Origin of the sequence: Allopseudospirillum japonicum (assembly GCF_900108915.1) — a bacterium.
GTDB lineage: Bacteria > Pseudomonadota > Gammaproteobacteria > Pseudomonadales > Halomonadaceae > Pseudospirillum > Pseudospirillum japonicum.
The window spans coordinates 1-6918 of the sequence record NZ_FNYH01000023.1; the positions used below are offsets into that span (position 1 = coordinate 1).

5 protein-coding genes are annotated in these 6918 nt (G+C 50.6%); all 5 read left to right on the top strand.

Features of this window, described 5'->3' with window-relative positions; all coding sequences use genetic code 11:
• Positions 1–327 (top strand): DUF4214 domain-containing protein (locus BMX05_RS12215; RefSeq protein WP_143051980.1); only part of this gene is annotated, 327 nt, incomplete at its 5' end.
• Positions 328–465: 138 nt separating this feature from the next.
• A complete protein-coding gene (locus tag BMX05_RS12220) occupies positions 466–2022 on the top strand; it encodes an ATP-binding protein (RefSeq protein WP_093312599.1) in 1557 nt (518 codons plus the stop codon).
• Positions 2012–2896, top strand: coding sequence for a hypothetical protein (locus BMX05_RS12225; RefSeq protein WP_093312602.1), 885 nt, complete (start codon positions 2012–2014; stop codon positions 2894–2896). The genes BMX05_RS12220 and BMX05_RS12225 overlap by 11 nt, the downstream gene beginning before the upstream one ends.
• A 224-nt stretch (positions 2897–3120) precedes the next feature.
• The gene (locus tag BMX05_RS12230; protein ID WP_093312606.1) at positions 3121–3609 is read left to right on the top strand and encodes a hypothetical protein; all 489 of its coding nucleotides are present in this window, start codon (positions 3121–3123) and stop codon (positions 3607–3609) included.
• A gap of 55 nt (positions 3610–3664) precedes the next feature.
• A partial coding sequence (locus BMX05_RS12925; protein ID WP_177166905.1) for a DUF4347 domain-containing protein occupies positions 3665–6918 on the top strand: 3254 nt, incomplete at its 3' end.

Below are 6918 nucleotides of genomic sequence, written 5' to 3' on the forward strand. Positions count from 1 at the left end.
GGTTTTTATCAAGGGATGCTGGGGCGGCAAGCCGATCTAGAAGGCTTCCAATGGTGGGCACAAAAGCTTGACGCAGGTGCAGATCTTGCGCAAGTAGCTGTGGATATCTTAGCCCTGAGCCTTGTTGAGCAAACACCCGATCAAAGCACTTGGATTCAAGGACTTTACCAAGGAATTTTGGGACGAGCAGCCCACGCCCAAGAAGTCGATGCTTGGCAATCCAGCGAAACGCTAACCGGCCTGGCCGAGCAATTACTGGCCTCTGCGGAGTATCAAAGTACCCAAGGGACCCAAATGGCAGTACAAGCTTGGGACTTTTGGGTTTAGTAAAAACTGCGTAAATAAGCGTGTTCAGCCGTCTGTTCCTGCGGATCAGGCATCTCTATACTTAATCTTTAGCCTCTGGTCTGCAAAGACTAGGGGTTTTGTGTTTATTGGCGGATAAAATTTTCAGGCAGGCTAACCATGACAGAGCAGCGACAAAAGCTCCCCATCGGGATTCAAACCTTCGCCAAAATCCGCGAGGGCGATTACTACTATGTGGATAAAACCCCTATCGCCTGCCAACTGGCAGACACCAGTGGTTATTACTTTTTATCCCGCCCGCGCCGTTTTGGCAAAAGCCTGTTTCTGGATACCTTAAAAGAGCTGTTTGAGGGCAATCAGCCGCTGTTTAAGGGCCTAGCCGCTGAACAGCAGTGGGATTGGTCGAAAAAGCACCCAGTGATACGCATCAGCTTTGCCGAAGGTGTGCTCCACTCTGTTGAGGCGCTGCAAAGTCGCATTCTGGAGATTCTGGATGATGAGGCAAACAATAATGGGCTGAGCTATACAACCGACTCCATTGTTGGCCGCTTTATTGAACTGATTCGCCACAGCCATCAGCAAAGAGGGCAAAAAGTCGTCATCCTGATTGATGAATACGATAAACCGATACTGGATAATTTGACCCACTCAGACCAAGCCCGCGCGATGCGAGATGAACTGCGTAACTTCTATTCTGTTATTAAGGGGCAGGATGCGCTGCTGCGCTTTGTGTTTCTCACTGGCGTCTCCAAGTTCAGCAAAGTCAGCCTATTTTCCGGCTTAAACAATTTAAGAGACATTACGCTCTCTCCTGAGTATTCAGCCATTTGCGGTTATACCGAGGCCGACCTTGAGCGGGTATTTGCCTCTGAACTTGACGGGCTGGATCGGGATCAGGTGCGCCAATGGTACAATGGCTATAACTGGCTGGGGGAATCGGTTTATAACCCCTTTGACCTACTGCTGTTGTTTCAGGAACGAGAGTTCCGCGCCTTCTGGTTTGAAACCGGAACCCCGACCTTTCTGATCGATCTGCTGCAAAAACGCCAGACTTTTACCCCAGAGCTGTCCCAATTGGTGACCATGGAAACCTTGATCTCCCGCTTTGATGTAGACGATATGCCCACGGAAGCCCTGATGTTTCAGACCGGCTATCTCACCATTGCTGAGCAGTTCCGTATGGGGGCGCTCACCGAATACACCCTGAAATACCCCAACAAAGAAGTGCAAGCTAGCCTGAACGGGGTTTTGTTAGAGATGCTAATGGGTAATCCGTCCCTGCCGCACCAATTCACCGGCAAACTCTACCGCCTGTTAGCCAAAGGTGATGTGACCGGCTTGCAGCTACTGCTTAAATCCCTGTTTGCCAGCATCCCCTACGACTGGCAACGCAGCAATCCCATTGCCAACTATGAGGGCTACTACGCCAGCGTGTTTTACAGCTACTTCGCCGCCTTAGGTCTGGATATACGCCTGGAAGATATTACAAACAAGGGCCGGATCGATATGACGGTACTGTTTAATGAGCAGGTATTTTTATTTGAATTCAAGGTGGTGGAAGAGGTGCCGGAAGGCAAAGCCCTGCAGCAAATTATCGACAAGGGCTACGCCGATAAATACCGCCACCTGAAGCAGCCGATTCATCTGATTGGGGTGGAGTTCTCGAAAACAGAGCGGCAGATTGTCGGGTTTGAGGTAGCGACAGATGATCGCTAGCGAACGCACACTGCTACCCAATGAACCGGCTGTTTTACAGCCAGATCAGCAAGCGCAATTAACCCAGGCGTTGCTGATTCCCGTACAGACAGAACTGACCGCCTTGCTGAAAGCGGTGCGCCAGCAACTTGACCCTATCCTGAGGCAGCGTCAGCCCAGCAAGCAAGGTAAACCTTACCCTCTTGGGCAATGCCTGGAGATCAGTCAGGCGGTGGGGCAGCGATTGCAACAGCTGAAGCCTGAAAACCTGTCCTCGGATCAACAACAAGCGTATCGGGCCTTGATCCACTTTACCCAGCAAGGTGGGGTGATACGACAGGTTTGGGGTATATTACGCAACACCTACTTTCAGAACGCCTTTTTGTTTGGCAGCCTCTATGTGGATGTCGCTAATGATACCGTGGATGCCAGCAAACCCCCGGTTGAGATTTTACCCTTTGCCGACAGTGGCCTTGAGCCAGTGAGGGATTATCAGCACTTTGCGGAGATTGCACAAAGTTATTGGCAAGCTGAGATCTACCCCAATTACCTGTTTCCGGCATTAGCCCCTTATTTCCCTTTGATCTCAATCGTGGCAGGGGAAGCCCCACGCCTGCAGGTCGGCAACGACTATATGCTGGTACTCACCTGTCGGGACAGGTTTCAATCCGCCGCCCAAGTACTGCAACAGGGACAGATCCCCGCAGATTTGGTGCAGCGAATCAACAGAGCGGTATCTGATACAAGGCTTACCGCCATGCTTAACCCCAGCCCAAACCTCGCCCTTAAAACCTGCCAGCGTTATCAGGCAGAAAAACGCCACCTGGATCAGTGTTTTCGGGATTATCAGGTGCAGCAGTTTTTAGCGATCAATCAAGCGCTGGCAAGGGAGTGAAAACAGACCCGCTAGGAAAGGCAAAATAAAAAAAGTAACGAAGAGCCAAAAGTTTCCCAGACACACAGACGCAGGTAAGATCATCGACCTATCGAGGTATGTGTTTGACAGTACACCTACCTGCCCTACCGGATACTAAGTACAATACCTCCCACTGTATGTTTTGGATACTGTGATTACTCCAAACAGGTATACAAAGCGCTTTGTTCGTTGGAAGTTACCTTATGACTTATCATCCTGATCTAAAGATTTTTCGTCATCGTCACCCTCTACAAGCCCTAGGAGCTGCCTGTCTTTTCCTTTCGCAGGCAGAGCCTTTTAGCCAATACCGTTTTGGTACTTGGGTCGATACGCTCAAAGGTCAAATCTTAAGAAATCATTATTTTTTTACTGAAAGCCATGGCCAAATTGTTGGCTATTATGGTTGGGCACTTGTCAGCCATGAAGCGGCTCGCCTTTGGATTGACAATATACGCGAGCTAACCTACGAAGAGTGTTTAGATGGCCCTTGTGTTTTGATTATGGCAAACCGTGCGCTTTCCCGTCAGGTGCTGTTTCATCAAACCAAGGTAATGCGTGCTTTGCAAGCATCACGCGAGCTTGTCTATTGGAAACGCCAAACTCCGCAAGGAGCGCGGCTTGCACAATTCAATCTGCAAGCTCCAGGGACACGCCGCCCACTAACATCAGTGCCTATTGAAATTATAGGGTAACTTGTGCCCCTCTTTTGTTTCTTGTCTTTCTGTTTTTTTATTGGGAGAAGCCGCCATGACGGGATTGTTGCCATCTAGTACACATGACACACCAGCAAAAATAACTGGATCTGTAGTCATCATTGATAGTCAGATTCATAATCTACACGAAATTCTAGACAAGATTACTCCAAACATGGCGGCTTATGTGCTTGATCCTATACAAGATGCCGCACGCCAGATCAGTGATATTCTCATCCAGCATCAAGCAGTTACCTCTCTCCATCTCATCACACACGGTGCGCCAGGCCGGATTTTTCTTGGTGGCAAAGAATGGTCACAGGATACACTCGATGTTTATAAAGATACTCTGACTGAGTGGGGGCAAGCACTGGCGAAAGATGGTGATATTTTGCTTTATGGGTGTCGTGTAGCTGCTGATGCTAATCAAAGTTTCATCCAGCATTTTGCCAAATTAACTGGGGCTAATGTAGCCGCCTCGGATAATCTCACAGGCGCAGGCCATCTAGGTGGGGACTGGATTTTAGAAGCAGAAACGGGTGCTATCACATCGTCTGCGCTAACGGTACCTAGCTTTTCGGGAACGCTCAACCCTAGTCCAGCAACTCATATTGTGGATACTGCCGCTGATGAGGCGTTCGATGGCAGTGAAACCCTAAGCACCCCCGATGGCACGGGTTTATCGCTACGTGAAGCAATTGCACTAGCAAGTGCAGGGGATCGAATCGAATTCACCGCCGCATTGGACGGGCAGACGATCACCATTTTATCGGATAATGGTCATATTGTTATTGATAAGGACCTCACTATTGATGGTGACCGAGATAACGATGGCAATGCGGACATTACAATTTCTGGCTCCGATGTTGAGCGGGGCTTCTTTATCGGTGACCCCGATAACTTGAACGAGATTGGTGATGCGGCTGATGGTACCTCTAATGTCGCTGATGTCCTCTTAGAGGGTATCGCCATTGCAAATGGCGGTGGTGAGGGCGGTGACGGTGGTAAAAACGGTGGCGGTGGTGGCATGGGAGCCGGGGGGGCAGTCTTCATCAATGATGACGGTTCTCTTACACTGCGCGACGTCATTCTAACCGATTATTCTGCCACAGGCGGTGATGGTGGAGCGGGTGCCTCAGGCAGTTCCGGTGGCGGTGGCGGTGGTGGCATGCGCGGTGCCGGTGGGAAGGGTGATGACAATGAGGATGGCGAAGATCAAGGTGGCGGCGGTGGCGGTGCTATCTTTTCTGAAGCTGGTGCAAGCGCGACACTAGATGACACGACCGATTTACAATCTGGTGCGACCGGTGGCGGACAAGTCACCATCAACTATACAGACGCTAATACTGTGCTTCATGAAAATGTGCCTATTTTGGTCGATGCGACAGGTACTCCGATTATCCTTGATAGCAACAATCAATTTAATGGCTACACACTACAAGTCACTGAGCGTAGCGACTACGGCAGTTCAGCCAATACAACCCGTCCCTTGGTCAAAGTGATTAATGATGCAAGCACACTCTACATCGATAGTATGGGAATCGATGCCCATGGTGATCGCATTCTAATCGATACTACAGGTCAGGCTGTTCGGGATGCCAATGGCGACTACATCTGGCTTACCGTACCTGCTGGGGGCGGCTCAGGCGGTGGTGACAATGCCGGTACCACAAAATTCTTTGCTGGACATGGGGAAGTTCCAGGTAACTTTGTCACCGGCCAAACTGGTAATGACGGCGGTGACTTTGGCGGCGGTGGCGGTGGCACCGATGACGGCCAAGGCTTCAGTGGTCCCGACGATAACTTCTGGAGTAACCGCCTAAAAGGTGGTGGTGACGGTGGTGATGGTGGGTTTGGTGGCGGCGGCGGCGGCGGCGGTAATGCAGACGGTAAGTTTAGCAGTGGCAATGGTGGCAATGGCGGTTACGGCGGTTACGGCGGTGGCGGTGGCGGTGGCGGTGTCTATCGGCTCGGAGGTGAGTGGACGGGCGCTCCTACTAAAGGTGGCGCAGGTGGCCTTGGCGGAGGAGATGGTGCCAGTGGTGGCAATCTGATCAATGAGGAACTCAAAGGAGGTGGCGGCGGTGGTGGTGCCGGCCTCGGGGGTGCCATCTTTATTCGCGAAGATGGTCACCTAACCATTGAAGATAACATCACAGGTACTCGGGCACTTGGTGCTGGTGGTAGTGTCATCGGAGGTATCGGAGGCACAGACATAGCCAGTGATGGTGAAGCGGCCGGTGAATTTCTCTATATTCAAGGCAACAATACAGTCACTATCAGTATTGGTACCGATGCGATACGGACGATTACAGGCGATCAAACGGTCGGCTCCATCACAGATGAGTCGGGTTTGACCGGTGGCGTTGGCAAGGGGAGTCTCGAAAAAACTGGTGATGGTCAGTTGGTGATAGAACACCTTGCTATCTCTGGGGATTTAGCAGTAAATGCAGGAATTTTACAAGCCTCTGGCCGTACCGGAACCTTGTCTGTGGCAAACGATGGCACCCTTGCTTTCAAGCTTTCCAACAATTTTGACGCCTTGAAAGTCAGAGGTGATGCGAGTCCGGATACAGAAACACCAGCAATTCCCGCCCAAGGCGCTTATACGGCATTTGAAGGAATCGAAACCGCCATCAGTATGGGTGATACTTTCACTTTTACCTATGAAGGCACTGAGTATACAGCTACGGTGACAGGTGATAATACAAGCAATAATGGAACGCTTTCAGCACTTCTCAACTTACAGGACGATATCAATAATGCTGCCGGTAGCAGTGGCACCCTAGGGGCTAACCAAGTGCGTGTGCTATCCCTAGGCCGTGATATTGTGCTACAAGTTGATACAGCAAACCCGAATATTGCAACCGCTACTCTAGTCGGGGGTACCTTTACAGATACCGACGGTAGTCTAAGTGCGAATGCCTCCTTTAATGCTGTCGCCTATGCGGGCCGCACCAGTTCGGTCATTCCGGGAGATGATGGTAGTGATACGGATATCAATCTGGGTGGCACCCTAGTAGTTGATGCCAGCAATATCACAGCCAATCTTGGTGACACTTTCACCCTTATTGATAACCTAGCTATTAGCAACACCGTCACCGGTAGCTTTACCACAGTCAAATCGACAGGTTTGGCTTCTGGTCTCGCCTTCAAAGTTTTGACTGATGGTGGTGATGGTAATGATATTGTGTTGCAAGTGATTGAAGAGACCAATGATGCGCCCACCCTATCCGGTGGCCCTTACGCCTTTACCGCCACCGATGAAGATACCGCCTCGACCGGTGTGCTGATCTCAACCCTATTAGC

What these genes read in the sequence shown, in the direction of transcription:
- BMX05_RS12220 (WP_093312599.1), top strand. Translation starts at nt 466, where the DNA reads ATGACAGAGCAGCGACAAAAGCTCCCCATCGGGATTCAAACCTTCGCC.
- BMX05_RS12225 (WP_093312602.1), top strand. Translation starts at nt 2,012, where the DNA reads ATGATCGCTAGCGAACGCACACTGCTACCCAATGAACCGGCTGTTTTA.
- BMX05_RS12230 (WP_093312606.1), top strand. Translation starts at nt 3,121, where the DNA reads ATGACTTATCATCCTGATCTAAAGATTTTTCGTCATCGTCACCCTCTA.